This window comes from Amycolatopsis minnesotensis, from assembly GCF_039529815.1.
In the GTDB taxonomy this organism is placed as follows: domain Bacteria; phylum Actinomycetota; class Actinomycetes; order Mycobacteriales; family Pseudonocardiaceae; genus Amycolatopsis; species Amycolatopsis minnesotensis.
On record NZ_BAAANN010000020.1, the window covers coordinates 169,539 to 171,319 of the forward strand.

At 66.3% G+C, this 1,781-nt stretch carries 2 protein-coding genes; one reads left to right on the forward strand and one right to left on the reverse strand.

Going from position 1 to position 1,781, the window contains the following annotated elements:
• Positions 1 to 62 precede the first annotated feature (62 nt).
• Complete coding sequence (locus ABD256_RS25010) at positions 63 to 386, reverse strand: helix-turn-helix transcriptional regulator (protein ID WP_344423542.1); 324 nt, start codon at positions 384 to 386, stop codon at positions 63 to 65.
• A gap of 144 nt (positions 387 to 530) precedes the next feature.
• Here ABD256_RS25010 and ABD256_RS25015 point away from each other — a divergent pair, with 144 nt between their 5' ends.
• On the forward strand, positions 531 to 1,742 hold the full coding sequence (locus ABD256_RS25015; protein ID WP_344423546.1) for a cytochrome ubiquinol oxidase subunit I: 1,212 nt from the start codon (positions 531 to 533) through the stop codon (positions 1,740 to 1,742).
• Positions 1,743 to 1,781: the final 39 nt, after the last annotated feature.

A 1,781-nucleotide genomic window follows, 5' to 3' on the forward strand; every position in this document is an offset into this window, starting at 1 on the left:
TTGAGAAGAGCACGTCGTCGGTGCTCATGACTCCTCCGTTGGAAAGAGCACGTCGTCGGTGCTCATGGCCGTTCCCCCAGCACGCCGCCGATGACCGTGGTGAACTCCCGCCAGCCGGCGCGCTCCGCGGCGAGTTCGCGCTGACCGGCTCTGGTGAGGCGGTAGGTCCGGCGCTTGCGCCCGGACACGACGTCCCATTCGCTGGCGAGGAACCCGGCCCGCTCGAGTCTGCGCAGCGCCGGGTAGACGGTGCCGGTCGGCAGGTCGAGCACACCGTCGGTGCGCAGCTGCAACGCCTCGATGATCGCGTACCCGTGCAGCTTCCTGCCGTCGAGCACCGCGAGGAGCAGCGCGTCGAGATGACCGCGCAGAACGTCCGCCTTCATACCTCGGCAGCCTACTGGTCGGGAACACAGGGAGCCAGCTCGGGGAAACCCTGAGATGACCCTGATTTTATAGGTTTCTCTGCTACATGTCGTGTGACTACGTATAGCCTCGCTACTGATCATCCGACATCCGGAGGGAAGCCCATGGACGCCACCGGGCTGGCACGCACCCAGTTCGCGCTCACCACCTCGTTCCACTTCCTGTTCGTCCTGCTCACCCTGGGTCTGGTGACCGTGGTCGCGATCATGCAGACCCGGCACGCACTCGGCGGGAAGCCCGAGCTGAGGCGGATGACCCGATTCTGGGGGAAGCTGTACGTAATCAACTACGCACTGGGAATCGCGACCGGAATCGTGATGGAGTTCCAGTTCGGGCTCAACTGGACCGGCCTTTCCGCGGTCGCCGGTGACGTGTTCGGGGCGCCACTGGCGATCGAAACGCTGGTCGCCTTCTTCCTCGAATCGACGTTCCTCGGCCTGTGGATCTTCGGCTGGGACCGGCTCGGGAAGTGGGTGCACCTCGCGCTCATCTGGCTGGTTACGCTGACCGCGTACGCGTCGGCGTACTTCATCATGGTGGCGAACTCGTTCCTGCAGAACCCGGCCGGTGCCACCGCGCGCGGCGGCACGCTCGAACTGGACGACTTCGGCGCGCTGCTGGCCAATCCCGCGTTGCGGTCCGCGCTCCCGCACCTGATCACCGGCGCGCTGCTCACCGGCGGCGTGTTCGTCACCGGGGTGTCGGCCTACCACTTCCTCAAGCGCACCACCGAAGTCGAGTTCTTCCGCCGCTCGATGCGCGTCGGCGTGGTGCTGAGCCTGATCAGTTCCCCGTTCGTGATCAGCCAGGGCTTCGCGCAGTTCGGGGAGATCAGGGGCTACCAGCCTGGCAAGCTGGAGGACCCGGCGGTCGGCGCACCGCTCGACCTGATGATCATGATCGGCTTCGTGCTGTTCATCACGGCCGCACTGGGCGCGGTGCTGCTCTACCGGAACCTGGTCACCAGGGCGCGGCCGCTGCTCTACCTGATGGTGCTCGGCATCCCGCTTCCGTTCATCGCCGCGATCTGCGGCTGGCTGGTCCGCGAGATCGGGCGCCAGCCGTGGCTCGTCAACGGGTACCTGCGCACCTCCGACGCGGTCGCGGGCATCCCGGCCGGCCAGGTGCTGGCGTCGATGCTCGTCTTCGTCGTCCTGTTCGCCGGACTCGCCGTCGCCGACTGGGTGCTGATGGCCAGGATCGCCCGCCGCGGCCCCGAAACGACGGCACCCGAACCCGATGACGAACCCCGCCTAGTTGTATTGACCATGGAGGTTGGGTACGGGGCGACACGTGATCGGATGATCTTGGTGTGAGGAGGGCCTCCGGGTTCGGTGTGGATTGCGACATCTGCA